The sequence below is a fragment of the Solwaraspora sp. WMMA2056 genome, assembly GCF_030345095.1.
In the GTDB taxonomy this organism is placed as follows: Bacteria; Actinomycetota; Actinomycetes; order Mycobacteriales; family Micromonosporaceae; genus Micromonospora_E.
The window spans coordinates 5573000-5597708 of sequence record NZ_CP128360.1 but is presented as its reverse complement, the minus strand read 5'-3'; the positions used below and the strand labels follow the sequence as shown (position 1 = coordinate 5597708).

The window sequence follows — 24709 nt, the reverse complement described above, 5'->3', positions numbered from 1 at the left end:
GGTAATTCAATTGCGACGAATCATCGCCTCATTGATCGCTGCCGTCCTGGCAGCCACTGGCATGGTGTTCGGGTTCGCCCTGCGCCCGGCGTACGCCGCGCCCGCCTGCACGGTCGACTACCAGGTGACCAGGGAATGGTCGACCGGGTTCATCGCCAGGATGACACTGACCAATCTGGGTCCGCCGGTCTCCACCTGGCGACTCACCTTCACTCCGGGTGCCCGACAGACCATCAACTCCGCCTACCGGCAGGTGCCGCCAGGTCTCGTCCTGAGCGCGCTCGCCTGGCCGTACGAGCTGCGCTCCGACGCCGGGGCGTACCACCTGGACACCGGCGAGTCGGTGCGGGTGCAGTTCAGTGGCAGCTATTCCGTGGCCAACCCGCCACCGACGAGCTACCACTTCAACGGCCAGGCCTGCAACATGGACCCCGACCTGCCGCCCAGCCCGAGCATTCCGCCCAGCCCGAGTGTCCCGCCGACCGAATCGTTCCCACCGGTCGTCGCGCTGCGCAGCCCGCAGATGAACCAGATCTTCGCCACGACCGCGCCGATCCCGGTGGCGGCCGATGCCACCGCAGCCGCCGGGCGTCGGATCACCCGGGTCGAGTTCCGCTCCGCCGGCACCCTGCTGCACACCGACACCACCGCCCCGTACGCCTTCACCTGGCACGGTGCCCAGCCGACCAACGGGACGCGGATCACGGCGACCGCCTACGACGACGCCGGCACCCACGCCACCGCCGAGGTCCGTGGCGTCCGGGTGGTGAGCCCCGCGCCGCCCGGTCACGCCCCGGCGCTGACCATGGCCGGCAACCAACTGGTCACCGTCGACCAGCCACCCCGGCCGTACCAGCTGCGCGGCGTGGTCCGGGCCGGCGCCGAGACACTCTGCCGCGACGGCTCGGGAATCTTCCACGGCCCGGTCGACGACGACTCGGTGCAAGCGATGCGGCGGTGGCGGATCAACGCCGTACGGGTTCTGGTCGACCCCGAATGCTGGCTGAGCCGGGACACCGTCCCGCCGGCCTTCCGGGGTGCCGCCTACCGGGACGCGATCAGCGGGTACGCGCAGCGGCTCGTCCGGCACGGGATCACCCCGGTCCTGGCCTGGCACGGCCCGGCGACCTCGTTGCAACGGACGTTCTGGGTGGACGTCGCCGCCCACTTCGACGACGACAACAGCATCCTGTTCGATCTGTACGGCGACGCGTACCCGGCGGTCGGCGAGTTGCCGCCCGACGCGGCGTGGCAGGCGTGGCGCGACGGCCGTCCGTCGGCCGGCCTGCCCTCCGACTGGCCGGAGTTCGGAGCGGACACCCTGATCTACAACATCCGGCACTTCGCCGGCAGCCACAACACCCTGCTGATCGGCGGCCTCGACGGCGGCAACGACCTGTCCGGCTGGCTGGCGTACCGGCCGGACGACCCGGCCGGCCGCAACCTCGCCGCCGCCTGGCGGGTCGACGACGACGCGGCCTGCGCCACCGTGACCTGCTGGCAGCAGCAGGTCGCGCCGGTCGCCGCCGAGGTGCCGCTGGTCGCGGTCGAGGTGAGTGAGGACACCGGCGGGCACCGGTTCGTCGGTACGGCGATCGACTGGCTCGACACGCGCCGGATCGGCTTCCTCGGCTCGGTCTGGCACACCGACGGCTACCCGGGCGTACCGCCGTTGATCCGTGACTACGACGGCCGGCCGACACCGTACGGTGCCGGGGTGAAGCACCACCTGCGACGGTGACCACCCACTGGACCCGGCAGTTGCCGGGTGGGGGCCACCCGGCACGGCGAACTGCGGTAGCCTGCCCCGTCGTCGTCCAGATCGATGGTCGGGACGGCGACTCACCCCCACCTCGGCCGCGGTCGTGCCGGCCGGGGTTCATTGTTGGAAGGAAACACAATGTCGCAGACCATGGCAGGACCGGCAACCGAGCAGAAGTCCTGGCTCGTCGCGCTGCTGCTCAGCTTCTTCCTCGGCGGGTTCGGTGCCCACCGGTTCTACGTTGGCAAGATCGGTACCGGCGTGCTGATGCTGGTCACCTTCGGTGGGCTGGGAATCTGGGCGCTGATCGACTTCATCATGATCCTGATCGGCAAGTTCAGCGACAAGCAGGGCCAGCCGCTCGCCAAGTGACCCACGACGGTGAACGGGCCGACGCGCAGGCGCTACCGGCTGCGCGTCGGCCCGTTCCCGACACTCGTCAACTGACCGGGTCGCCTCCCCGTCACGGGAAGGCGACCCAGTCGTGCGTCAACCCAGTGTGACGACGACCGCGCCACCGCCGAGCGCGGTGGTGGTGGCGTTGGTCCGGCTGTCGTAGACGACCGTCCCGGTGGCCGTCTCGGTGATCCGGATCCAGAACCGGTCCCTGCCGCCGTCGCCCGGTGCGGGCTCCCGCAGCGCCTCGTCGTTCAACCCGACCATGTACGTGTAGTCACCGGCACCGTTGATGGTGCCCCGACCGTTGAACCGCACCTGCGGCCCGTCGACCACGTACCCCCGGTGGCGGCTGGCGGTGAACTCCCGGTCCCCGAGCCGCAGCCGCAGCGCCACCGCGTCCGGCCCGGCCGCGTCCGGCCCGGCCGCCGCGACGAAGCCGAACTCGGCCCGTCCGGCCAGCTGCCCGTCGGCGACGTACGCCCCGGCCGGCGAGGTGAACCAGCCGGATCCGGCGACGTGCCCGCCGTCGGCGCGGTGCACCGTTAGGTAACCGGCGGCCAGCGTGTGCGCGGCACCCCGGTCGTCGATCACCGTGACCGTCGGCCGGTACACGCCCGGCTCGGTGTAGGTGTGGCCGGCCACACAGGTCGACCCGTCGACCGTGCCGGTGCCGGTGGCACCGTCGCCCCAGACCAGGACACACCGGTGGGTGTCGTCGACACCGGAGTCGGTGAAGGTCGCGGTGACCTCGACGGGTGTGCCGGCCGGAACCGGCCCGCCCGGCCCGGTCGCGGCGGTGACCACCGGGGCGGTGTTGACCGGCCGGATCGGCGTGACGCTCTCCAGGGTCGGCACCACCGGCACGATGGAGCCGTCGGCGGCGAACTCCAGCCGGTCGATGGTGGTCTCCCGGTGGGTGCCGTCGCCGTCCGGGATGGCGAACCGGTGGTACGCGATGTACCAGTCGTCGGTGCCTGGCACCCGCACCACCGAGTGATGCCCGGTGCCCTTGATCCCCAGCGACAGGTCCTTGCGCAGGATCGTGCCGCGCCGCTCGCTCCACGGCCCCAGCGGCGAGTCACCGACGGCGTACGCCACCTGGTAGTCCTCGCTGCGGGTGTCGTTCTCCGACCACATGAAGTAGTAGCGGCCGTCCCGTTTGATGACGAACGCGCCCTCGTTGTAGCCGGCCGGCCGGTGCGAGGTGACCTTCGCAGGGTCGAACGACACCATGTCGTCGTTGAGCTCGACCTGGTAGGCGTAGCCGTTGCCCCAGTACAGGTAGGAGCGGCCGTCGTCGTCGGTGAAGACCGCCGGGTCGATCATCTGACCGGGGTACGTGCCCGCCGGCACCAGCGGCTCGCCGAGCGCGTCGCGGAACGGCCCGGTCGGCGAGTCGGCGACGGCGACCCCGAGGTGCTTACCGGTGTCCCCGGTGGCCTTCCCACCGCTGAAGTAGAAGTACCACTTGCCGTCGCGTTCGGCGATCGTCGGCGCCCAGGCGCTGTTGTCCGCCCAGTCGACGTCGGTCTCCAGATCCAGGATGACCCCGTGGTCGGTCCAGTTCACCAGGTCCGCCGAGGAGAACACCGAGAACTTCGTGCCGCTCCAGCCGGCGAAACCGTCGGTGGTGGCGTAGAGGTAGAACCGGTCGCCGAAGACCGCGATGTTCGGGTCGGCGTACAGACCGGGAAGGACCGGGGAACGCATCAGCCGGGCCTCGACGGTCCAGGTCGCGGTGGCACCGTCGGCGCCGGTGACGGTGTACGTCACCGGCGCGCTCAGGTCCCGGACGGTGCCCGACGCGGGTGCGACGTTCGCGCCGGGGGCCAGGGTGAACTCCGGGGCCAGGGCGGTCAGGTCGGTGTCCGGGCGGACCGGCAGGATCACCCGATGGAGCTCGGCGTCGACGATCGCGTCCACCTTGAGCTGCGGCAGGGCCGCCCCGGTGATCGCCGCCGGGTCGCCGCCGAGGGCGTACACCTCGTCGGCGGTCAACGCCCGGCCGTAGATCCGGAAGTCGTCGACCTCACCGGCGAAGTACGGATCCTCGCCGTACAGCGACCGTCCGATGTAGCCGGCACTGCCGCCGGTGGCGTCGTGCAGGTCCGCCGGGCGCACGGCCACGTCGGTGGCCCGGGCGATCGCGACGCCGTCGAGATACATCACGGCGGTACGGGTGGCCGAGTCGACGGTCACCGCGACGTGTTTCCACTCGCCGCCGGTCAACGCCGACGACGCCCGCAGTTGCTTCTCGGCCTGCCAGCTGCCGGTGGTGATCGCCGAGAACAGCACCCCGTTGGTGTTCGGGCCGCTGAACAGGTAACGGTTGCGGTCCGGCCCCAACCCGTAGATCCACTGGTTGGCGGTGCTGGAGGCGTCCCACTTGACCCAGGTCGCCACGGTGGTGCTGGTGACCCCGGCGAACACGCCGTTGGGGATGGTGACGTACGGCGCGGTGGTGGAGTTGCTGGCGCCGCCGCTCATCTTGAACGAGCCACCGTCGACGCCGGTGCCGAACGCGGGGGTGCGCTGGTAGGTGCCGTGCCGGCCCTGCCCGGAGGCGTCGGTGGCGACGCTGCCGCCGGTCTCGTCGAACTCGTAGTGCAGCAGCAGCCCGTCGGTCGGCTCCGGCCCGGGGTCCGGTCCGTACGCGGCGAGCAGCGCGTCGTACTCGGCCTGGGTGACCGGCAGGACGGTGCCGTGCCGGGGGCTGGTCGGCAGCGCGTAGTCACTCGACGGCGTCCACACCCCGGAGGCGAGGTCGGTGGTCTCGAACGGGATGTAGCCGCGCCCGCCGAACTCGTCGATGAACAGGTACCACTTCTCCTCGGTGTTCGACTTGAAGATCGTCGGTCCCTCGCCCTGGGACATCGCGCCCCGGCCGATGCAGTCGGCCAGGAACTCCCAGTCGGTACTGCGCAGCGACGTCGACGTCTCGGCGAGGATGAACTTGCTGCACGGCGTGGACGACGAGTTGTTGCGTTCGTCCTTGGTGAACCGGTAGTAGACACCGTCGTGGTCGATGACGGTCGAGTCGATGACCGAGTAGCCGGGGTCGACCCACACCTGCGGTTCGGAGAACGTGTGGAAGTCGCGGGTGGTGGCGTACAGCATCTTGTTGTACGTGTTTCCGGTGTGGTCCGGGTCGTCGGCGGCGTAGAGCTTCGAGGCCCAGAAGACGACGTACGCGCCGATCGTCGGGTCGTAGTAGGTCTCCGGCGCCCAGGTGTTACCGGCGGTGTCCGGGGATACCTGCACGAGGCGCTGGTCGGTCCAGTTGACCAGGTCGGTGGACTCCCAGACCATGATCGACTTGCTGCCGTGGCGCTGCGCGCCGTCCCAGTTGCCGTTGCCGTGGATCCGTAGGTCGGTGGCGATCTGGTAGAACTTGTCACCTTCCGGGGAGCGGATGATGAACGGGTCCCGCAGGCCCTGCTCGCCCAACGTCGAGGTCAGCACCGGCCGGCCGTCGTTGAGCTGCTGCCAGTGCAGCGGGTCGTTGCCCTGGCTGAGCGCGAAGTAGACCTGCTCGCCGGTGGCGGTGCCTTCGCCGGTGAAGTAGCTGAACAGGTAGCCGGTGCGGTCGGCCGGTGCCGGCAGCGCCGGCACGGTGGCGGTGAACTCGCGGCTGGCGCTGGCCGCGTTGCGGGTGACGGTGGCGGTCAGGGTGACGGTGACGGTGGCGTCGCCGGGTGCCGGCCGGTGGACCACCCCGTCGGTGGCGATCACCGCCGGGTCGTCCGACGCCCAGTTCACGGTGGTGCCGTCGGCGCCCGTCGTGGGCAGGGTCAGGTTCCCGCGTACGTCGTCGACGCCGTGCACGGTCAGCGCGGCCGCGGCGGCGGCGACGATCCGGGCGTCGTCGAACTGCGCCAGTACGGTCACCTCGAACGTCTTCGTGTCGGTGACCGACCCTCGGGCCAGGGTGGCGGTGAGGGTGGCGGTGGCGTCCGGCTGGCCCAGCGCCGGGCGGGTCACCTTCCCGGTCGTCGAGACCACGTCGGGGTCGCTGCTGGCCCAGGTGATCGTGGAACCGGCGGCGCCGACGGCCGGCAGGGTCAGGTCGCCGGTGACCGCGCTGGTGTCGCCGAGGTCCAGCGCGGCGGTGTCCCGGGCGACGACCCCGGCGGCCGCGCGGGCACCGAGTGCGGCAGCCTCGTCGGCGTCGACCGCCCGGTCGTAGATCCGGAAGTCACGGATCCGGCCGTCGAGGTAGCGGTCGGCGGTGTAGACGGATCGTCCGATGTAGTTGGCCGTGGTGGTGCCGCCGCCGATCGAGGCGGGGGTGATGGTCACCGCGGTGTTGCGGCCGATCTCGACGCCGTCCTCGTAGAGCACGCCGGTGGTGCCGGTCTGGGCGTAGGTGAGGTGCTTCCAGACGCCCCGGGCGAGGTTACGGGCGGGGGTCGGCCGGGTGTTCTGCTCGGTGGACCAGTTCCCGCTGGCGATCGCGGTCCGCAACTGGTCGCCGGTGGCGAACAGGTAGCCGTCGCCGGTGCCGCCGCTGGTGTTGCCGATCCCGTAGATGAAGTACGGCGTGGCCTGCGCCGGGTCGACGTACACGTCGAACGCGACGGTCACCGAGGTCAGGTCGCGCAGCACGTCGTCGGGCAGCCGTACGTAGGTGTCGGTGCCGTTGAAGCCGAGCCCGTCGTCGCCGGACCAGTCCGCGCCACCGCGGACGGTGCCGTGGCGGGCGTTGCCGGAGGCGTCGGTGGCGACCGTACCGGCTGCGGCGTCCAGCTTGTACCACAGCACGAGACCGTCGGTCAGCTCGGCAGCGGTGGCGGCGGTCGGTCCGGCGGCCAGCAGGCCGGCGGTGAGGGCGAGGGCGGCCAGGGACGCCAGCGCTGTTCGCGCCGGTCTGACGGCCGGCGGTCGGGCACGTCGGGGCATCGGGTGTTCCTCCTGATCGGTCCGGGCGGGCGGTGGACGTCGGTCCCAACTCGCCGAGCTCGATGGATGTTCGCGTTAACATTGCGGGGTGCGGTGCTACCGGGTCGTCGAATGGTCACAGGGCTGGGCCGTCCGGTCAGGGGCGACAGACGGGCGGCGCTGCCGGCGGCCTCTCTCCGAGATGCCGGTCCTGGCCTCGCCCGATTCGTCGCTGTCACGCGGCGGTTGCGAGAGTGTTAACCGCCTGCACCCTCGACGTCAAGGGCTGGGCGGGACCCGGAACCCGCCGCCGACCACCGATCGAGCGGCCAGATCGGTCAACTGATCGGCCTCGGACATCCGTACCGCAGGGTGTGCGGACGAAGGAGTTGGTGGCCTGCCCCGTGACTCGGTCGACCGGTCCGGTCCGGCCGGCGCCCGGGGCGTAGTGATCTGCTGGCTCCGGCTGGTCGCACGCGGGTGAGTACGGCTGGTCGCACGCGGCTGAGCAGGCTGGTCGGGCTGTCCGCCGGGTGGCGCGTGGCATCTAACATCCGCGTCATGAGCTATCCGCCGCCCCCCGCCCCGCCCCCCGAGCCGAAGCCCGGCCGGGGCCGGCGCACCACGATGATCGTCGTCGCGATCGTGCTCGCTGTCGTCCTGCTCTGCTGCCTCGGTGCCGCCGGTGTCGGCTTCTGGCTGTACCAGACCATCTCGGCGGCCACCACCCCGGTCCGGGACGCGGCAAGCGACCACCTCGACGCGCTGCGTGCCGGCGACCACGCCGGGGCGTACCAGCGGCTCTGCGCCGAGCAGCAGGCCCTGCTGACCGAGGCCGAGTTCGTCGACCGGGAATCGGCCGGCCCGCAGATCACCGGGTACGACATCGTCGGCACCACCGTTTCCAGCACCAACGGGCAGGCCACCGGCGTGGTCACCGTGGACATCACCGACGACGGTGGCACCGAACGCCAGCAAGTGATCACACTGGTCGAGGAGAACGGCCAGTGGCGGGTGTGCTGATCGACCCGACCCGGTGACGCGGAGGGCCAGATGATCGAAGACCTGCTGCCGACGACGGTCATCGCCCGCGAGGCGTTCGACGACAGCGTGCCGGTCACCCTCTATCCCGAGGAGGAGGCGGCGCTGGGCAACCCGGTCGACAAGCGGCGCCGTGAGTTCGGCACCGCCCGGCGGTGCGCCCACGAGGCCCTCGCCCAACTGGGCTTCACCGGAGTCGGGGTGCCAGCCGGACCCCGCCGGGAGCCACGCTGGCCGGCCGGCGTCGTCGGCAGCATCACCCACTGCGCCGGCTACCGGGCGGCCGTGGTCGCCCGGTCCACCGACCTCGTCACGGTCGGCATCGACGCCGAGCCGCACGAGCCGTTGCCGGCCGGCGTGCTGGACAGCATCACCGCGCCCAACGAGTCGACCTGGTTGGCCGCCCGCCGCGCCACTCATCCCCAGATCCACTGGGAACGCCTGCTGTTCTGCGCCAAGGAAGCCGTCTACAAAGCCTGGTACCCGCTGACCCAGCGGTGGCTCGGCTTCGAGCAGGCGTACGTCGACGCCCGACCCGACGACCAGACCGACCCGGCAACCGGGCGGTTCGACGCCCGGCTGCTGGTGCCCGGACCGGTGCTGCCCGACGGTGCGCCGCTGACCGCGTTCACCGGTCGCTGGCTCGTCCGCAACGGGCTGATCGTGGCGGCGATCAGCGTCCCGGCCGGCCCCGCCGTCTGATCGAGACACCGCCCCAGAACGCCAACCCGCTGATCTGGATCCTCGGCCCACCCGGACTGCCCAGCCCGGCGGCCCGCTGATCGAAGGCGCCCATCAGACCCAGGCCGTTGACCGACACCTCCGCGTCGTCGGGCACCACGATGTCGATACCGCCCATGATCGCCCAGGCCCGGATCCGGATCACGTTCGCGTCGAACTGCGCCTGGCGCAGGTCGATCCGCCCGCCGCCCCAGAAGGCCACCGCCCGCAGCACGCCCGGCGCCACCCACCGGCCCCGCCGGTCGAACCCGCTCATCACCGCGACCGCCCAGCCCGCCGGGCGGGACACGGCGACGTCGCCACCGCCCCGGCGCGCCACCGCGTCGGAGACCGCGCGGGGGATGTCCCGGGTGAGCGGCTCCAGATCGGCGTAGGTACGGGCCGCGTACACCTGGGTGAGCCGCTCGTCCAACTCGGGCAGGTCGATCCGCCCCTCGGCCGCCGCCGTCCGCAGCACCTCGGCCACCCGCTCACGGTCGGCGTCGGAGGCCCGCAGCCGCTCGGCCGGCAGCCGGTCAGGAACGTCGTTCACGTCGTCAGGGTACCGGCCGCCGCGACCCCGGACGCCTCGTCGAGCACCCGGGTCAGCACCTCGGTGTGCAACGGGAACGCCAACTCGACCGGCTCGGTCGTCACCAGCCACTCGGTAGCCTCGTCGGTGGGTGCCGACGGCGGCAACATCTTGGCGGGCCGGGGCGGAAGCATGCCGAAGATCAGCAGACTGGCACCGCTCGGCACGCTCCGTACGTCGTAGAGCCGCACCTGGTCGGCCGCACCGTCCAATCCGGTCTCCTCGCGCAACTCACGGACCACTGCGGTACGCCAGTCCTCGCCGTACTCGATGAACCCGCCGGGCAGCGCCAACTCGCCGCGCGCCGGCTCGATGTCACGGCGCTGCACCACCACGCCGAGCCCTTTCTCGGTGACGACCGGGACCACCGCGACCGCCACCGGCGTCGGATTGCGCCACACCAGCTGACCACAGTGGCCACACTGACGGGGCCAGCCGGCATCGGCCGGGTAGCCGACACCGCAGGACGAGCAGAACGAGTACGGCACACCGGTCACGCCGTCCGACGATACGCCTGCCGCGACACCGTGGACCCTGCCGGCCGGCGGCCGGTCGCTGCGCTACCTGGCCCGTCGGCGGTAACCTGCCGCGATGCGGCACACCCTGGAGCCGGACGCCCGGACCCTGCACGGCTACTTCTCACCCGACTATCCACCGGTGCTCACCATCGACCCCGGTGACACGGTCACCGTCCGTACCCTCGACTGCTGGTGGTCGGCCGGGCCGTATGCCGGTGGGCCGCACGACCAGCGGCCCCGGCACGCCGCGTACCGGCCGGGGTTCGGCCACGCGCTGGTCGGACCGGTGGCGGTGCGCGGTGCCCGGCCGGGGACGACCCTGTCGGTACGCGTCGACGAGGTGCTGCCGGCCGAGTGGGGCACCACCCTCGCCGGCAGCGCGTTGACCCCGCACAGCGACCGGTACGGCATCGCCGGCACCGAGACCGTGCACACCTGGCAACTGGACCCGGCCGCCGGCACCGGGCGCAACCAGCTCGGCCACACGGTGACGCTGCGGCCGTTCCTCGGGGTGCTCGGCATGCCACCGGCGCAGCCCGGTGAACACTCGACGATCCCGCCCCGGCGCTGCGGCGGCAACCTGGACTGCAAGGACCTGGTAGTCGGCAGCACCCTGCTGCTGCCGGTCACCGTCGACGGCGCGCTCCTCTCCGTCGGCGACGGACACGCCGCCCAGGGCGACGGCGAGATCTGCGGTACGGCGATCGAATGCCCGATGGACCGGGTCGCGCTCACCTTCGACCTGGTCGACGACCAGCCGCTGACCGGGCCGGTGGCCCGGGTCGACGGTGCCTGGCTGACCCTCGGCCTGGGCGACACCCTGGACGCCGCCGCCGCCGACGCGCTCGACGCGATGATCACGCTGATGTCCCGCCGGTACGGACTGTCCCGGGGTGACGCGGTCGCCCTGGCCAGCGTCGTCGTCGACGTACGGGTCACCCAGATCGTCAACGGCGTCGTCGGCGTGCACGCCCGGCTCGCCGACGACGCCCTCCGCTGACCGCGCCGCCCCTGGTTACCGCTGAGTCGGTAGCGCGCGGAGCGCGAGCAGTCCACCGACGCCGGGCAGCAGGCTGAGCAGCCGGGCCGATCGCGGCGCGGCCGGCTGCTGCGCGGCCGCGACGACCACAAGCAGGTACGCCGCCCCGTGGGTCGGGCCCAGCAGCGACGACACCGCCGGCCAGTGCACCGTCGCCAGATTGGCCAGCATCATGATCAGGGTTGCGAGTTCGACTCCGGCGGCGATCCGCAGCAGCCGCAGACTGCCCGACATCCTCACACCCCGGTCGTCGAGCCGGGCCGGACGATCATCAGCACGGTGACGGTCGCCCAGAGCAGGTTGAACACCCCGGTGTACGCCGCCAGCCGCCCCGGTGCCGTGGTCGGCGTGCTCGCTGTCGCCGCCACTGTCGCCGTCTGCTGCGGCTCTGTGCCGGCAGTGTCGAGTCCGGCCAGCAGCGCCGCCTGGCGGGGGAGCACCCGCAGCACCAGCAGCGCGGCGGCGACCACGGTGAGTGTGATCGACACGAGCAGCCAGGTGTCGGTGAGCACTCCGAGGCTGGTGGCGGTGGCCAGGCCGAACACCGGCACGACGATCCCGACGGCGGCGTACACCCGGCAGATCCGGTGCAGCGTCCGCAGCGTCGTGCGGGCGGCGGCGTCCTGCGGGTCGGCAATCGCCCGCCGGGCGGCGGCCGGGAACATGCTGGCCGCGACGGTGACCGGGCCGATCGCCACGATCGCCGCCAGCACGTGTACGGAGAGCAGAAATTTCGTCACGACGCGACGGTATGGGCGGTTCGTCATGCCACGAGTGGCTGGCAAGCCATAGGTCAACGGATTCTCGCCACGGCCGGCGTACCGTCGTCGCATGCACCGGATCGCGATCCTCGCCTTCGACGGGGTGATCCCGTTCGACCTGTCCACCCCGGTCGAAGTGTTCAGCCGGCTGCGGCTGCCCGACGGGCGGGCGGCATACCAGGTGGTGGTCTGCGCCGCGACACCCGAGGTGGACGCCGGCGCGTTCACCCTGCGGCCGGCCGCCGACCTGACCGCGCTGGCCGCCGCCGACACGGTGATCGTCCCCGGCTGCGCCGACCTGTCGGCTCCCGTACCGCAACCGGTGCTGGCCGCGCTGCGCGCCGCAGCCGCCGCCGGGACCCGGATCGCCTCGATCTGCTCCGGGGCGTTCGTGCTCGCCGCCGCCGGACTGCTCGACGGCCGACCGGCCACCACCCACTGGCGCGCCGCCGCCGAACTGGCCGCCCGCTACCCGGCCGTACGGGTCGACCCGGACGTGCTCTACGTCGACGACGGGCAGATCCTGACCTCCGCTGGGGCCGCCGCCGGCCTCGACCTCTGCCTGCACCTGGTCCGGCGCGACCACGGCTCAGCGGCGGCCGCCGACGCCGCCCGGCTGTCGGTGATGCCGTTGGAACGCAGCGGCGGGCAGGCCCAGTTCATTCCCGCACAGGCGCCGCCGGGTCCGCCCGAGCCGGCGATCGAGCCGCTACTGATCTGGCTGCGTGAGCAGGCGGCCGAGCCGTTGACGCTGGCCCGGATCGCCGACCGGGCCGGGATGAGCCCACGGACCCAGCACCGGCGCTTCCGCGAACACACCGGAGTCGCGCCGCTGCGCTGGCTGCAGGAGGCCCGGATCCGGCAGGCCCAGCACCTGCTGGAGGCCACCGATGACGGGGTGGAGCAGATCAGCCGCCGGGTCGGCTTCGGCTCGCCGACCGCGTTCCGGGACAGCTTCAAGCGGATCGTCGGCACCAGCCCGTACGCCTACCGGGGCGCGTTCCGTCGCCCCGTCGTCGCGGCGACGTACGGTCGATGAAGCGTCATTGTCAGGCGGACCGGCCGTAGTATCGGGTCAGGAGGTGTGGCAATGGCGAGGGCAGAAGGTGCGCCGGCTGGCTCGCGGTACGTCGACCAGCGGCACTACCTCGTCCCCGCGCGCATGACCGATCTGCGGGGACCAGTGGGTGGTGTGGTGACGCTTGATCGCTGGCTGGACTGGTCCAGTGACAGTGCCTACGACCTGGACGATGCCGGTGATCTCCAACTGATGTATCAGACGGTGCTCAATCAGGCCACCAGTGTGGCTGATCTGAACCGGTGGCTCGACGCGGATACGCTACGCCGACTGTGGCCGAGTCTGTGGCTGCCTGCTCGGCTGCGTGCGCTGTGGCAGGCGCGGTTCCCGGAACTCGCCGCCCCGCCGCGGACGCTGGCCGGCTGAGCGTGGAAGAGGTCCACCTTCGGCTGGCGGAGATCGGGCTTCGTGCCGCCGGCCGCTATGGATTTGCCCTGGCAGGCGGTTACGCCGTGCAGGCACACGGGATTCTCGTCCGACCAAGCGAGGACATCGACCTGTTCACCGCCTGGGAACGGCGCGATGACTTCGAGGTCGCGGTGGACGCCGTTGTCGCGGCCTACCGTTCGGGCGGTTACGCCGTCGAGGTCACCCAGCGGTTCGAGACCTTCGCTCGGCTCGCGGTCACCGAACCTGTCGAACCGGACCGGCCGTACAAGGTCGAACTCGCCGCGAACTGGCGTGCGTTGCCGCCCGTGACCATGGACATCGGTCCCGTCCTGCACAGCGACGACGTCGTCGCAGGAAAAATGTCTGCCCTCTTCACCCGCGCCGAACCGAGAGATTTCCTCGACGTCGATGCTGCCCAGCAGACTGGTCGGTACTCCCGTGAGCGAATCCTCGAACTTGCCGAGCAGGCCGATGCCGGATTCGACAGACGGATCCTCGCCGATCTGTTCGACATGCTGCCGCGCTACCCGGACCGCCGCTTTGCGGCCTACGGCACTGCACCACAGGACATCGCAGCGATGCGCGGGCGATTCGCGGACTGGCGGGAGCAACTCCTCGCCGAGCCGCAGGAGCCCACGTAGCAGGCGTCGAGGATGTTGCCAGTCAGGGACTGTTCGCAGGTGGGCTCAACTGGGTGGCAGCAGCGACGGGCGGCGGCGGGCGGCGAGGTCCTCGACCCAGCCCAGCGCCAGCACCACCGCGACCAGCAGCACGGTGCCCACGCCGAGGATCGCCGCCTTGCCGGCGTAGAGCCCGGCCACGGTGAGCAGCGCGCCGGCGGCGTACAGCACCGGCAGGTGCCAGACGTAGATGGTCACCGCCCGCGCGTTGATCATGCGGATGAGTCGGGCCAACCACGGCACCTGGGCCAGCCAGCCCAGCCGGGGTCGGGCCCGCATCAGCAGCAGCACCACCGCCCAGCCCCAGACCAGCCCGCCGAGCTGGTCGTCCTCGCCCCGGTCGGCCAGCCACATCATCGCGCCGAGCGCCAGCACGCCGACGCCGAGCACGTACCACCTCAGCGGCACCCGGTCGAGCAGCCCGGTGTGCCGGGCGTACCCGATCAGCCAGCAACTGCCGTACGCGGCCACCGACCAGACCACGTCGGTGACCGGATTGACCGGCAGGTCGACCAGCGGCGACGTCAGCAGTACGGCGAGCGCCGGCAGGCCCAGCAGTGCGCCGACCGGCCAGCGGCGGAACGCCCACCACAGCAGCGGGGAGAGCAGCACCAGCCACAGGTAGGCGCGGATGTACCACAGCCCGAGGGAGAACGGCCCGCCCCACTCGCTGGACGGCGGGTTGCGCAGCGGTGCCACCCACCAGGTGACGTCCAGCAGGCTGGGCCGCCAGCCGACCAGGACCATCAGCGGTACGGCGACCACGGCGAGCGCCCACAGCGGCGGCAGCAGCCGGCGCAGCCGGGAGCCGACCACCCGCAGCGGCGCGCCCCGGTCCAGCGACACGGCGGTGAGATAGCCGGCCAGCGCGAACATCACCGGCATCGCCGGGAACGCCAGCGGCAGCCAGGTCAGCCACAGGGTGTGCAGCAGGTAGACCCGCACGATCGCCAACGCCCGCAACGCGTCGATGTACGGGCTGCGCTCGCGTGACCCGGCCGGCGTGCGTGCCGAGGAGGCGGTCCCCTCGGCACGATCACTCAGGGACCCGCTGACACGCATAGGGCCCGAACCTAGCCCGGGAATCTGGGTGTTCCCGCAACGTGCGGTTGCGCAACGGCGACGATTCGGTTAACGGCGGCGGTGGATCGTGCCGTGTTGGTGGCCGCTGGTGCGGGGTGTCCGATCGGACACCCCGCACCAGCTACCCCGGACAACTCACCGGGGTACGACCTACCGCTGCCGTACCGTCAACTCCACCGGCACGGTCGGCACCGGGTACGGGGTCTGCGCCCGCAGCGCCAACGTGGCGGTGTACCGGCCGGGTCCGTCGACCCCGGTCGCGGCGTCGGCGGTGAACCGCAGCGTGACGGCCTTCGACGCGCCCGGTGCCAGCGTGAAGCTGGCCGGCCGTACCCGCAGCCAGGGCGCCTCGGCCGGCGGCGTGCAGCCGTCCGCCCCGGACCACCGGGAGATCGACGGCAGCGCCGCCCACTGCGGCGACATGCCGCCGATCGCCAGCCCGCCGCAGGCACCGGCACCCCGGGACGCGGCCTGCCCGGTCGGGGCCAGCTCCTGCCAGGCGTCGGCCACCGGGTCGTACCCGATGGTCCGGTCGGTGATCTCGCCGGCGGCGAGCATCCCGCCGGCCAGCACCAGCCGGCCGGCCGCCACCGAGTACGCCGCGCCGGTCACGTGATGCGGCATGTCCGCGCGGGCCGCCCAGCGGTCGGTGTCCGGGTCGTAGGCGACGGTGTCGGCGTAGTCGCCGTCGTGGCTGTACCCGCCCGCGCAGTAGATCCGCAGGTCGATCGCCCCGCAGGCGTGCCACGCCACCTCGTGCGGGTAGTCGACGCGGGCCCGGAACGTGCCAGTCGCCGGGTCGAACGTCAGCACGTCGGCCGACGCCCGGCACAGGTCGTCCCGGCAGCCGCCGACCAGGTAGATCAGCCCTTCGACGACCACTGCCGCCGCTGCCGCCCGAGGTGCCGGGTTGGTCACCCCGGCGAGCGTGTGCCACGCCCCGGTCGCCGGGTCGAACACGTCGACCGCCGACTGCGGGCGGAACTCGGTGTCCCAGCCGCCGAAGACGTACACCTTGCCGTCGACCGCCGCGACCGCCGGCTTGCCCCGGTCGCGGGGCAGGTCCGGCAGCCGTTGCCAGGAGTCGGCGGCCAGGTCGTAGGCCCACGCCTGCCGGGTGGTGCCCAGATGGGTGCCGCCGCCGACCGAGTAGACGACGCCGTCGAGCACCACGGCGGCGTTGTCGGACAGCCCGTCCGGGGCGTCGGCCAGCCGCTGCCACGGCGGCTGCCCGGTCAGCGGCGGCGTCGCCGACGCGGCGGGCCGTTCCAGCACCTCCACCGTCACCGGCGCGGACCCGGTGTTGCGGACGGTGAACTCGGCACTGCCGCTGCCGCCGGGCGTCAGCTCCGCCTCGACCGGTGCGCCGGAGACCGCCAACTGCCCGCTGCGCAGGTCGAAGTCGACCCGCCGGGCACCGCCGGCGACCACCGACGCGGTCCGCTTCCGCGGCTGGTACGGCGCGGCCTCGGCGACGAACGACCGTTGCTGCCCGGCCCCGCTGGCGAAGAACCAGTAGAACCCGTCCGGCACCGTCTCGTCGGCCGGGGTGGCCGCCGACGTCCCGTACTCGTCCGGGCGCTGCGGGTCGGCGACCCGCGCCCCGACCACCGGCGTCCCGGTGTTCGCGTCGCTGGTGAACCCGGCGATCAGCCCGCCGTCGACCGGCGTGCAGGTGCGGTCGACGATCGCCACGTCGTCGACCTGCCACCACCAGCTGTACCCGCCCCGGTAGCGGAACCGGACCTGCACCTGGTCGGCACCGGCCACCGGGGCCAGCGGAATCTCCACCAACTGCGGCCCGCGTACGCTCTCGGTCACCTGGGAGACGTTGACCCATTCGGTGCCGTCGGTGGAGACGTCGATCGCGGCGACGTCGCCGTTGCCGGCGATCCGCGCGTCGGTGCGGAACCGCAGCACCGGTGCCGCGATCTGCGAGATGTCGACCATCGGCGTGTGCAGCAGGGTGTCCTGGCTGCGCCCGACGCCGTGGCCGTCGCTGTCGACGATGGCGAACCCGCCGGTACCGCCGGTCAGGTTGCCCCGCTGGTGGTGGTCGGTGAAGGTCCAGCCGCCGCCGTCGGTGCGGTCCACGATCGACCATCCGGCCGGCTCGGTGGCGAAGTCGGCGGCGAACACCGTAGCGCCGGTGTCGGCCGTGTAGCCGGGGGCGGTGCAGGCGATGTGCGCCGCCACCACCAGGTTCGCCGTCCGGGCCTGGCCGCCGACCGCCACCTCGGTGGTCACCGTCCGGTAGCCGGGGTACAGCGGGGTCACCGTCAACTGGTACGTGCCGTGCCGGGGCACCGGTACGGCGTACCGCCCGCTGGTCGGGTCGGTGAAGACCGGGTGGCCGGGGCGGCCGGCGATCTCGATCCGCGCGTACAGCGGCCAGCCCTGCCCGGAGCCGTCGGTGACCCGACCGGAGAGGGTGACGTGTGGCACCGCGTCGAGGGCGACGTCCTGGACCACCGGCGCGGAGCCGACCGTCACCGTCAGCGTCCGGGTGGCCCAGCCGAACCCGGACACGGTCAGCGGGTGCGTTCCGGCCGGCAGGTACGTCGCGTACCCGCCGCTGGGTCCGGTCTGCACACTGCGGCCGGCGACCGTCACGGTCACCCCGGCGACCGGGGAGCCGTCCGCCGCGTCGGTCACCGTGCCGGTCAGCCGGCCGGTCTGCGCCCGCGGCGCCTGCGCCACCACCTGGTACGCGTCCAGCCGACCCTCGCCGGCCAGGTTGTTGTCCGCCACGGTGCCGCCGCATTCGGTCGCGTCGACGTCGATCGCGGTACGGTCCAGCAAGGCGACCGTCGCGTCGTAGTCGTTGCGCAGCGCCGGCGCGGCCGACCACAGCAGTGCGACCGTGCCGGCGACGTGCGGCGCCGCCATCGACGTGCCGTCGGCGGTGCCGTACTGGCTGCCCGGCAGCGCCGAGACGGTGCCCACCCCGGGGGCGGCGATGTCCGGCGTGATGTGGCCGTCCACCCCGGACGCGCCCCGGCTGGAGAAGCCCGCGACCGTGCCGTCGACGTCGTGCGCGCCGACGGTGTAGACGCCCGGGTAGTCGCCGGGGGAGCTGGCGGTGTTGCACGCCGGCCCGTCGTTGCCGGCCGAGAAGACCGGGAAGATCCCGGCCGCCCGCCACGCGGTCACCACCTGCTCGTACCAGGGGTCGGCCTGGCCACCGCCCCACGAGTTGTTGACAATGTCCGGCCGCAGGTCGGGGCGTGGGTTCTCGCCGTTGCGGTCGGTCGGCGCCAGCACCCACTGGCCGGCGGCCAGCAGCGCCGGGTCGGAGCAGTTGCGGGACTCGCAGCCCTTCGCCGCGATCCACCGTGCCCCCGGCGCCACCCCGATCCGGGTACCGGCGCCGTCGTCACCGACCATCGTGCCCACGGTGTGGCTGCCGTGCCCCTGGTTGTCGCAGGGCGTCGCGTCCGGGCACACCCCGGACGGGTCGAACCAGTTGTAGTCGTGGTCGAAGGTGCCGTCACCGAGGTTCCCCCGGTAGCTGGCGACCAGCGCCGGATGGTCGAACTGGACTCCGGTGTCGATGCTGGCAATCACCACGGTGTCGCCACGTACGCCGAACTCCGACCAGACCCGGGGCGCGCCGATCTGCTCCACCCCCCACGGGGTCTGCGGATCGTCGGCGACCGACGGCTGCGTGACCGGCTCGATCAGCTCGTGGCTGCGCACCGGCTCCACCCGCGCCACCTCCGGCCGGGCGGCGATCGCGTCGACCAGCGCCCGGTCCCCGGTGACCTGCACCGCGTTGGCGATCCAGAAGCTGGTGTACGGCACCTTGCGCCGGGTCAGGTCGGCGGTCAGCTTCTGTTGGCTGCGCTCGGCGACCTCGGTCAACCGCTCGTACGCGACAGTGGAGCGCCGGGCCCGGTCGCTGATCCGGGCTGCGGCGTCCAGGGTCGCCTTCTCCCGCAGGTAGACCATGAAGCTGGTGGTGCCGTCGGCGGCCAGGTCGGCCAGCAGTTCGGCACTGACCGCCGCCGGGGCGTCGCCGGTGCCGCCGATCGGGGCCGCCGACGCGGCGGGTGCGGCCGTGGTGGCGGCGGTGACGCCGAGTACGACCGCCAGCGTCGCGGCGACGTACCGGACGATCGCGGCGGCGTACCGGACACCCGCTGGTGGCGGGCCGGTCCGTCCAGGTGGATGGATCATCGTTCTCCTCACAGTGGTGACAGGCGGATCCCGCCTGCCGGCCATGCTCGGGGTCCCGATGACCAGGTGAAAGCACCAAGGTGGGCAATTGCCGGACAATACCGGGACAGCGACCGGTGCTGGGAAGGCTCCCACGGGGACGTTGACGTCGGGCCTATCAGCAGGTTGGCTGGCCCGGGAACACACTGGGGGAGATGCGGTGACGGGTGGCGAGGTGCCGTTGGTGGTGTGCGTGTCCACCGACCCGGCGGTACGCGAGCGGCTGGTGTCCCGGGTCGACGACCTCGGCGCCGTACTGGTCGTCAACAACCTCACCGAGCTGCGGACCATGCTGCTGTCGACGGCGGTGGCCGATGAACTGGCGGTGGCCGACGGGCCGACGGCGACCGTTGGTCGGTCGCCGGCCGGGCCGACCCGACTCGGTGACCTGCTGATCGATCCGGTCTCCACCGAGGTCACCTGGCGCGGCGAGGCGCTGGCGCTCACCCCGTTGGAACGGGCGACGCTGCTGCGGCTGGCCAGCCCGCCGCTGCGGCTGTGGACGTACCGGCAGCTGTTCGAGGCGGTCTGGGGCGGCGCCTACCTGGGCGACCGGGCCGCGCTGCACGCCACCGTGAAGCGACTTCGTCGCAAGCTCGCCGCGCTGCCGAACGGGCCACGGGTACGCACCGTCCGAGGGGCCGGCTACCACCTGGTGTCCGGCTGATCTGCGGGCCGCACCAGCGACTGCGGACGGCCGGAAGCCGAACTCTGTTCTGCCGTGTCCCTCCCCGAATCCCAGCGACTCTGGTGGACAAGACCGCTCAGTGTCGCCGGGCGACGGTGGTGGACATGGGACGTGTCACCGCTTGACTTAAACCAATGTTGAAGTTTTAGCGTCGATGGCATGGAAACGGACAACGTCGCCGGCCCTACCGGACCGCTGCGGGTCGGCGTGATCGCCGGCAGCACCCGCCCCACGAGGCGGTCACCGGCCATCGCCCAGTGGGTGGCCTCGGACCGCAGCCAGCCGGATCTCCGCCTGGAGCTGGTCGACCTGGCCAGCTTCGACCTGCCGATGCTGGGGGAGCCGCTCGCCGCCGTCTTCGGCAGCTACGAGCATGAGACCACCCGCCGCTGGGCCGCTGCGATCGCCAGCTACCAGGCGTACGTCATGGTCGTCCCCGAGTACAACGCCTCCTTCCCGGGAGTGCTGAAAAACGCCCTCGACCACCTGTACGCCGAGTGGGCCGACAAGCCGGTGGCCTTCGTCGGCTACGGGATGGCCGGCGGCGGCCGCGCCGTGACGCAGCTGCGCCAGGTGGCCGAGGAGCTGCGGATGCGCCCGGTTGCCACGTCGCTGCACCTTTCGCCGCAGCAGGTCGTCGACGGCCGGTACGCGCCGAAGGCCGGCGATGTCGAGTCCCGCGCCCGCCTGCTGGCCGAGCTGGCCGGGGCGCTCGACGTCACCCACGCGCCCGCCGCCGACGGCAGCATCCGATGAGCGCCGACGCTCCGGCGGCGGTCCTCGACTGGCTGTCCACCCACGCCCGACCGATGCGACTGTACGGCGACACCCCGTGGCGGGACGTCGTGACCGACCTCGCCGACGCCCTTCTGCCGAGCCGGGCAGACCACGATGTGCATGCCGCGCCGACGGTCATCGGCCTCGCGCCGACGACCCGGGAGAGCGCCGAGGTCAGCGAACTGCAGGTCGGCCTACTCCAGGCGTTGGTGACCCGAGGCGTGCGTACCGTCGTCATCCAGGACACCACCGGGATCGGCGCACGGCTCGACCGCTGGGCCAGGACCGGGGAGACGTCAGATACCGGTCCCGAGGCGATCCTGGCCGACGTATGGGGGCCGTGGCGCACCGAGTCGCTGCGCCGCGCGCTGCTCTGGTTGCGCGCCCACAACGCCACCCAGCCGACCGACCAGGTGGAGATTCGTGGGATCGTCCGCCCCACGACGGTGCCCGCCGACTACGACCGGGTCCTCGCCCTGACGGCGGGCACCCGCGACCACGAGCAGATATCAGCGCTCCTGGCGACGATCCGGGTCGCACACGACGGCGGCGAACACGTGGAACGCGCCCACGGCAGGTGGACCGGCGCGCCCTTCGTCGACCTGGCCCGGCAGGCCCGGACCGCGACGGCAGCCGTGCTCGCACCCGGCTCCGACGCCACGACCCGTGCACTCGCGGCGCTCGACCGCATCGTGCGATTCCACGCCGCCCCACTGAGCCGAGGCCGCAGCGGCGACGACGAAGAGACGGCCGCCGCAGACCAGCTCGTCGAACACCTGCGGGCCACCGGCCGGCGAGCCGTCGTCTGGGACGGGATCGGGCATCTCGCCGCCCGGGGGACCGGCTTCGGCTCTCGACTCCGCGCGCACCTCGGGACGCGCTACCGCTGCCTGCTGACCACCTTCGGATCTGGCCGTATCCGGGACCTGCGCCTGCCGGCACCACGCCCCGACAGCCTGGACCAGACGCTCGACCACGTCGCGGCCAGGCTGGGCGCGGGGTACGCGGTCGACCTGACCGCAGCGCCGAAACCCGACGCGGTCGGGCGGTGGCTGGCCGGCGGGCACGCCGTACGCCTGGTTTCGGGCATGTATCACCCCGACGAGGACGAGCGACACTACTCCGCGCTCGACGACCTCGCCGGATCCGTGGACGTCCTCCTGCACCTGCCGGAGATCAGCCCAATTAGATACGTCGAGCCTCCAGAGACGGAGGGCTGAGCCGGTCAGCCCTGCGGCGTGGCGTCCACCCGCGCGGCGATCGTCTGGGCACAGTCCAGCGACTCCAGGTGGCTGGTGTCCACCTCGATGTCGTAGTCGACTCCCTGGTGGACGATCTGGGCCTGCGACGCTGCCATTCCGACCACCCGGTCACCACGGGCGATCTCCCGCGCCGCCGCGATGTCCGCGGCACACCGTACGCCGACCCACAGCACGGACAGGCCGTCCAGATAGCGGCGGGCCTGCTCCTGGGAGGCGCCGCCGCCGAGGAAGACCTCGTCGATGATGATGTGTGCCCCGGCTTTCGCCATCGCCGCGACGCCCACCCGCCAGGCGTGCTGCATCTCGTCGAAGCCGTCGCCGAGGATGACCTCGCCCTGCGCGCCGAACGTCACCACGGTCGGCGGCAACCGCTCGATCAGGTCGTCGATGCCGAAGCTGATCCACGGGCCGGGCAGCAGGTGCTTGAGGCACCGGACGATCCCGGACTTGCCGGAGCTGGACCCGCCGTTGACAACGATGACCTGCGTCGCCATGTGATCGGTCACCTTCTCCGTGGGTGCGGGTACCGCGTTCGACTCTATCGAGGGTCCGACCAGCCGGCCCGGCATGGGTGCATACGGTGTGCCAACCTGAAGGCGGTGCTCGACGAAGCAGGGGGAGTCAGCGTGCTGCTACGAGACGTACGGCCCGATGATGTCCACGCGTACGTCCGGATGCGCTGCGACCCAGTGATGATGGCCGACCTCGGCGGGCCACTGCCGGTCGACGGCATCGCGGCCAAGGTCGAGCGGGACGTCCAGTCGGCGGCCGCCGACACCCAGTGGATCAAGATGATCGTGCCGGACGCGGCCGACCCGACCACGGTCGCCGGTTCGGTGGCTCTGTGGACCCATGACCTCGACGACGGGCCGGTGTCCGAGATCGGGTGGATGGTGCTGCCCGAGTTTCAGGGCCGAGGGCTTGCCAGGTGGGCGGCCGGTACGCTGCTGCGTCGGGCTGCCGCCGACGGCCGTTGGGGCAGTGTGCACGCGTACCCGGCGGTGTCCAACGTCGCGTCGAACGGTGTCTGCCGAAGCCTCGGATTCACGTTGCTTGGCGAGACCAGCGTGCCGTTCGCCGACCGCGTCATCCGGTCGCACCATTGGGTGATCGACCCCCGCGCTGACCTGGTTGACTGAGTCGCCGCCTCGGCGCCGTCGATCTTTCCAGGTCCGGCAGGAAGCACCGAAGGGTCAGCCTTCCTGCGGTCCGGGTAGGAGGTATCTGGCCTTGTGCCGGTGGGCGGCTTTGATCATCTCGGTCACTTCGATGGGTTCGCCGTGGGTGGTGTAGATGATGCGGAACTGGCGCAGCACGGGCATGTCGTCGGGCATCTGTAGGGCGATGAACTCGTCGATGGTGGGCATGGTGGCTTCGACGTCGTCGACGGCTGGTCCGGCGTGCTTGCCGAGTTCGGCGAGCACCCGGAGGGATCCGCCTTTGATCAGGCGGTGCTCGGCGAGCGAGGTGCCATGCGCGAGGTCGGTGCGGTAGTAGTTGGTAACCAGTTCGGCCGGGACGTCGTCGAGCAGGAGCAGAAGCCGCCGGCGGATGACGCTGGTGTCGGGTTCGAGGTCGTACGCCGCGGCGACCGCGACCGGCGGCGTTACCTCGTCAACGGAGAGCAGGCGGCTGGTCTTGCGGCGGCCGTGACTGGCGATCTCACTGATCCACGGGTACGGATTGGCGCTGCTGGTCTGGCCCGGGTAGTGGTTCGCTTCGACCACGATCGGCTGGTTGGCAGTGACGAACACGCCGACCCCGGACTCGCCACGGACGAATCCTTGCTTCTTGAGGATGGCGAGTGCGCGTTGGGTGGTGAGGTTGGAGACGCCGTACCGCTCGCAGAGCTGGGCCGTGGAGGGCACCTTGTCGCCGGGCTTGAACTCGCCGGTGAGGATCTGTCGGCGGAGATCGGCCGCGATCTGGCGCTGGCGGTCGCGTACGTCATTGGCAGCGGCGGGGTCGGGTTCGTTGGTCATGCGGGTGGGACCTGCATCTGGTAGGTGTGGCCGGTGGAGCGGCTGGTCACGGTGCGCATGACGGCGTACTCGACGGGTTGGCCGGTGGCGGCGCGGCTGATGCGGGTGAGGACGAGGAGTGGTTCGTCGGCGGCGATGTCGAGGAGTTCCTGTTCGTGGTCGGTCGGCCGTCGTGCGGTGACGTGTTCGGTGACCTGGTGGGGTGTGAGGTTGAGGTCGGTGAGGACCCGTACCGCGCCGCCTTTGATCTTGTGGTTGTCGGCGAGTGGGGTGCCGGCGGCGATGGGTTCCGGGTAGTAGGAGTCGGCGAGTTCGACGGGCCGGTCGTCTTCGAGGATGAGTCGGCGGCGGACGATGGCTCGTTCGCCGGCGGCGAGTCCGAGTGCGCGTCTGACCTGTGTGTCCGCGTCGACGGTCTCGACGCCGAGGAGCTGTTGGGTGCCGACGCGTCCCCGGCCGGCGGCCTCGGCGGACCACGCGTCGTGCTGCTGCGCGACGAGGTACGGGTCTGAGCTGCTGGTCCAGCCTTGGTCTGTCATGGTTGCCTCCGGTTGCTGCCTCCGATCATGGTGCCGGATGCGTGGCGGCTTGGCTCACTGACCGTACTCGGGTGGGGAACCTTGTTGGCCAACGCCACTTGCAGCCTTATCACAATCATTATAAGCTCTGCTTACTTGAGGTTCCTGCGCTGGTCAGTCGGCCAAGGATCCCGGCCCCCACGGATCACGGATGTTGAATCGAGGGCACTGGTGACCCCAGTGCTCTTGCCCGCTGTGCCTGAATTCGGCCCTGTACCTGCCGCAGACCTCTCAACAGTCCTCCCTGCGAAGGAGAAGCTCTT

22 protein-coding genes are annotated in these 24709 nt (G+C 71.7%); 12 read left to right on the top strand and 10 right to left on the bottom strand.

What is annotated here, in order from left to right; genetic code table 11:
* Positions 1 to 31 precede the first annotated feature (31 nt).
* Entirely contained in the window at positions 32 to 1741 is a 1710-nt protein-coding gene (locus tag O7608_RS25265) for an Ig-like domain-containing protein (protein WP_289206947.1), read from the top strand.
* 171 nt (positions 1742 to 1912) lie between these two features.
* Positions 1913 to 2134 (top strand): TM2 domain-containing protein, encoded by a 222-nt coding sequence (locus O7608_RS25260; protein ID WP_289206946.1) that lies wholly within the window; start codon positions 1913 to 1915, stop codon positions 2132 to 2134.
* A gap of 117 nt (positions 2135 to 2251) precedes the next feature.
* Here the strand turns inward: O7608_RS25260 and O7608_RS25255 are convergent, their stop codons facing one another.
* Entirely contained in the window at positions 2252 to 7060 is a 4809-nt protein-coding gene (locus tag O7608_RS25255; RefSeq protein WP_289206945.1) for a family 43 glycosylhydrolase, read from the bottom strand.
* Between the two features lie 540 nt (positions 7061 to 7600).
* On the opposite strand from O7608_RS25255, the gene O7608_RS25250 reads away from it, so the two are divergent.
* On the top strand, positions 7601 to 8062 hold the full coding sequence (locus tag O7608_RS25250) for an Rv0361 family membrane protein (RefSeq protein ID WP_289206944.1): 462 nt from the start codon (positions 7601 to 7603) through the stop codon (positions 8060 to 8062).
* Between the two features lie 30 nt (positions 8063 to 8092).
* Positions 8093 to 8782, top strand: coding sequence for a 4'-phosphopantetheinyl transferase family protein (locus O7608_RS25245; protein ID WP_289206943.1), 690 nt, complete (start codon positions 8093 to 8095; stop codon positions 8780 to 8782).
* Here the strand turns inward: O7608_RS25245 and O7608_RS25240 are convergent.
* Positions 8754 to 9353, bottom strand: a complete 600-nt coding sequence (locus O7608_RS25240) for a DUF1707 SHOCT-like domain-containing protein (protein WP_289206942.1) — start codon at positions 9351 to 9353, stop codon at positions 8754 to 8756. The genes O7608_RS25245 and O7608_RS25240 overlap by 29 nt on opposite strands.
* Positions 9350 to 9889 carry an NUDIX domain-containing protein gene (locus tag O7608_RS25235; protein WP_289206941.1) on the bottom strand — a complete coding sequence of 180 codons (540 nt, stop codon included), beginning with the start codon at positions 9887 to 9889 and terminating at the stop codon, positions 9350 to 9352. The genes O7608_RS25240 and O7608_RS25235 overlap by 4 nt, the downstream gene beginning before the upstream one ends.
* A 94-nt stretch (positions 9890 to 9983) precedes the next feature.
* On the opposite strand from O7608_RS25235, the gene O7608_RS25230 reads away from it, so the two are divergent.
* Positions 9984 to 10910 carry an acetamidase/formamidase family protein gene (locus O7608_RS25230; protein WP_289206940.1) on the top strand — a complete coding sequence of 309 codons (927 nt, stop codon included), beginning with the start codon at positions 9984 to 9986 and terminating at the stop codon, positions 10908 to 10910.
* Between the two features lie 15 nt (positions 10911 to 10925).
* Here O7608_RS25230 and O7608_RS25225 read toward each other — a convergent pair whose 3' ends face one another.
* Together O7608_RS25225 and O7608_RS25220 are read right to left on the bottom strand one after the other, a co-directional pair.
* Entirely contained in the window at positions 10926 to 11183 is a 258-nt protein-coding gene (locus O7608_RS25225; RefSeq protein ID WP_289206939.1) for a DUF3817 domain-containing protein, read from the bottom strand.
* A 2-nt stretch (positions 11184 to 11185) separates the two neighbouring features.
* Complete coding sequence (locus tag O7608_RS25220) at positions 11186 to 11689, bottom strand: DUF2269 family protein (RefSeq protein ID WP_289206938.1); 504 nt, start codon at positions 11687 to 11689, stop codon at positions 11186 to 11188.
* Between the two features lie 91 nt (positions 11690 to 11780).
* Between O7608_RS25220 and O7608_RS25215 the strand changes: the two genes are divergently transcribed.
* The 3 genes from O7608_RS25215 to O7608_RS25205 are packed head-to-tail and all read left to right on the top strand — an operon-like array spanning position 11781 to position 13819.
* Complete coding sequence (locus O7608_RS25215) at positions 11781 to 12749, top strand: GlxA family transcriptional regulator (RefSeq protein ID WP_289206937.1); 969 nt, start codon at positions 11781 to 11783, stop codon at positions 12747 to 12749.
* Positions 12750 to 12800: 51 nt separating this feature from the next.
* Positions 12801 to 13154 (top strand): hypothetical protein, encoded by a 354-nt coding sequence (locus O7608_RS25210; RefSeq protein ID WP_289206936.1) that lies wholly within the window; start codon positions 12801 to 12803, stop codon positions 13152 to 13154.
* A gap of 2 nt (positions 13155 to 13156) precedes the next feature.
* The gene (locus O7608_RS25205) at positions 13157 to 13819 is read left to right on the top strand and encodes a nucleotidyl transferase AbiEii/AbiGii toxin family protein (RefSeq protein WP_289206935.1); all 663 of its coding nucleotides are present in this window, start codon (positions 13157 to 13159) and stop codon (positions 13817 to 13819) included.
* A gap of 45 nt (positions 13820 to 13864) precedes the next feature.
* Here the strand turns inward: O7608_RS25205 and O7608_RS25200 are convergent, their stop codons facing one another.
* Positions 13865 to 14920, bottom strand: coding sequence for an acyltransferase family protein (locus tag O7608_RS25200; RefSeq protein WP_289206934.1), 1056 nt, complete (start codon positions 14918 to 14920; stop codon positions 13865 to 13867).
* A 171-nt stretch (positions 14921 to 15091) separates the two neighbouring features.
* A complete protein-coding gene (locus O7608_RS25195; protein ID WP_289206933.1) occupies positions 15092 to 19120 on the bottom strand; it encodes a S8 family serine peptidase in 4029 nt (1342 codons plus the stop codon).
* 199 nt (positions 19121 to 19319) lie between these two features.
* Here O7608_RS25195 and O7608_RS25190 point away from each other — a divergent pair, with 199 nt between their 5' ends.
* The 3 genes from O7608_RS25190 (at position 19320) to O7608_RS25180 (ending at position 21844) form a co-directional block, all read left to right on the top strand.
* Complete coding sequence (locus tag O7608_RS25190; RefSeq protein WP_289206932.1) at positions 19320 to 19826, top strand: winged helix-turn-helix domain-containing protein; 507 nt, start codon at positions 19320 to 19322, stop codon at positions 19824 to 19826.
* Between the two features lie 180 nt (positions 19827 to 20006).
* On the top strand, positions 20007 to 20603 hold the full coding sequence (locus O7608_RS25185) for an NADPH-dependent FMN reductase (protein WP_289206931.1): 597 nt from the start codon (positions 20007 to 20009) through the stop codon (positions 20601 to 20603).
* Entirely contained in the window at positions 20600 to 21844 is a 1245-nt protein-coding gene (locus O7608_RS25180; protein ID WP_289206930.1) for an erythromycin esterase family protein, read from the top strand. Before O7608_RS25185 ends, O7608_RS25180 begins: the two co-directional genes overlap by 4 nt.
* Positions 21845 to 21849: 5 nt before the next feature.
* Here the strand turns inward: O7608_RS25180 and O7608_RS25175 are convergent, their stop codons facing one another.
* Entirely contained in the window at positions 21850 to 22380 is a 531-nt protein-coding gene (locus tag O7608_RS25175; protein ID WP_289206929.1) for a chloramphenicol phosphotransferase CPT family protein, read from the bottom strand.
* A gap of 105 nt (positions 22381 to 22485) precedes the next feature.
* On the opposite strand from O7608_RS25175, the gene O7608_RS25170 reads away from it, so the two are divergent.
* Positions 22486 to 23025 carry a GNAT family N-acetyltransferase gene (locus O7608_RS25170; protein WP_289206928.1) on the top strand — a complete coding sequence of 180 codons (540 nt, stop codon included), beginning with the start codon at positions 22486 to 22488 and terminating at the stop codon, positions 23023 to 23025.
* A gap of 54 nt (positions 23026 to 23079) precedes the next feature.
* Here the strand turns inward: O7608_RS25170 and O7608_RS25165 are convergent, their stop codons facing one another.
* Both O7608_RS25165 and O7608_RS25160 read right to left on the bottom strand, forming a co-directional pair.
* Entirely contained in the window at positions 23080 to 23868 is a 789-nt protein-coding gene (locus O7608_RS25165) for a GntR family transcriptional regulator (protein ID WP_289206927.1), read from the bottom strand.
* On the bottom strand, positions 23865 to 24407 hold the full coding sequence (locus O7608_RS25160; RefSeq protein ID WP_289206926.1) for a GntR family transcriptional regulator: 543 nt from the start codon (positions 24405 to 24407) through the stop codon (positions 23865 to 23867). The genes O7608_RS25165 and O7608_RS25160 overlap by 4 nt, the downstream gene beginning before the upstream one ends.
* Positions 24408 to 24709: the final 302 nt, after the last annotated feature.

What these genes read in the sequence shown, in the direction of transcription:
- O7608_RS25260 (WP_289206946.1), top strand. Translation starts at nt 1,913, where the DNA reads ATGGCAGGACCGGCAACCGAGCAGAAGTCCTGGCTCGTCGCGCTGCTG.
- O7608_RS25255 (WP_289206945.1), bottom strand. Translation starts at nt 7,060, where the DNA reads ATGCCCCGACGTGCCCGACCGCCGGCCGTCAGACCGGCGCGAACAGCG.
- O7608_RS25250 (WP_289206944.1), top strand. Translation starts at nt 7,601, where the DNA reads ATGAGCTATCCGCCGCCCCCCGCCCCGCCCCCCGAGCCGAAGCCCGGC.
- O7608_RS25245 (WP_289206943.1), top strand. Translation starts at nt 8,093, where the DNA reads ATGATCGAAGACCTGCTGCCGACGACGGTCATCGCCCGCGAGGCGTTC.
- O7608_RS25230 (WP_289206940.1), top strand. Translation starts at nt 9,984, where the DNA reads ATGCGGCACACCCTGGAGCCGGACGCCCGGACCCTGCACGGCTACTTC.
- O7608_RS25225 (WP_289206939.1), bottom strand. Translation starts at nt 11,183, where the DNA reads ATGTCGGGCAGTCTGCGGCTGCTGCGGATCGCCGCCGGAGTCGAACTC.
- O7608_RS25215 (WP_289206937.1), top strand. Translation starts at nt 11,781, where the DNA reads ATGCACCGGATCGCGATCCTCGCCTTCGACGGGGTGATCCCGTTCGAC.
- O7608_RS25210 (WP_289206936.1), top strand. Translation starts at nt 12,801, where the DNA reads ATGGCGAGGGCAGAAGGTGCGCCGGCTGGCTCGCGGTACGTCGACCAG.
- O7608_RS25200 (WP_289206934.1), bottom strand. Translation starts at nt 14,920, where the DNA reads ATGCGTGTCAGCGGGTCCCTGAGTGATCGTGCCGAGGGGACCGCCTCC.
- O7608_RS25195 (WP_289206933.1), bottom strand. Translation starts at nt 19,120, where the DNA reads ATGATCCATCCACCTGGACGGACCGGCCCGCCACCAGCGGGTGTCCGG.
- O7608_RS25185 (WP_289206931.1), top strand. Translation starts at nt 20,007, where the DNA reads ATGGAAACGGACAACGTCGCCGGCCCTACCGGACCGCTGCGGGTCGGC.
- O7608_RS25180 (WP_289206930.1), top strand. Translation starts at nt 20,600, where the DNA reads ATGAGCGCCGACGCTCCGGCGGCGGTCCTCGACTGGCTGTCCACCCAC.
- O7608_RS25175 (WP_289206929.1), bottom strand. Translation starts at nt 22,380, where the DNA reads ATGGCGACGCAGGTCATCGTTGTCAACGGCGGGTCCAGCTCCGGCAAG.
- O7608_RS25165 (WP_289206927.1), bottom strand. Translation starts at nt 23,868, where the DNA reads ATGACCAACGAACCCGACCCCGCCGCTGCCAATGACGTACGCGACCGC.
- O7608_RS25160 (WP_289206926.1), bottom strand. Translation starts at nt 24,407, where the DNA reads ATGACAGACCAAGGCTGGACCAGCAGCTCAGACCCGTACCTCGTCGCG.